The sequence below is a fragment of the Pseudomonas sp. O39 genome, from assembly GCF_045447295.1.
In the GTDB taxonomy this organism is placed as follows: domain Bacteria; phylum Pseudomonadota; class Gammaproteobacteria; order Pseudomonadales; family Pseudomonadaceae; genus Aquipseudomonas; species Aquipseudomonas antarctica_A.
This window is the reverse complement of record NZ_JBJGXV010000082.1, coordinates 1-402: the sequence shown is the minus strand read 5'-3', so window position 1 is coordinate 402 and position 402 is coordinate 1. Positions and strand designations below refer to the sequence as shown.

The 402-nt window shown below is 61.4% G+C and carries 1 pseudogene; it reads right to left on the bottom strand.

Features of this window, described 5'->3' with window-relative positions:
* Positions 1-402: pseudogene (locus ACI77D_RS29390) on the bottom strand (Ice nucleation protein); the annotation flags it as partial.

Here is a 402-nt window from a genome sequence, read left to right as displayed (position 1 = left end):
CCCCCGGCAGTCTGCGTGCTGCCATAACCGGCAATCAGTGAGCTGTCGGAACCCGCAGTGCTCGTACTGCCGTAACCGGCAGTAAGATCACTGCCCACTTGAGCCGTTTGGGTACTGCCGTAACCGGCAGTCAGGGAGCTGTCTGTGCCGGCAGTCTGCGTACTGCCGTAACCTGCGATCAGTGAGCTGTCGGAGCCCGAAGTGCTTGTACTGCCGTAACCAGCGGTGAGATCACTGCCTTTGCGGGCTGTTTGGGTGCTGCCATACCCTGCGGTCAGAGAGCTTTCTCCGCCGGCCGTTTGCGTGCTCCCGTAGCCAGCGATCAGCAAACTGTCGGAGCCAGCGGTGCTCGTACTGCCATAACCGGCGGTGAGATCACTGCCTTCTTGAGCCGTCTGGGTG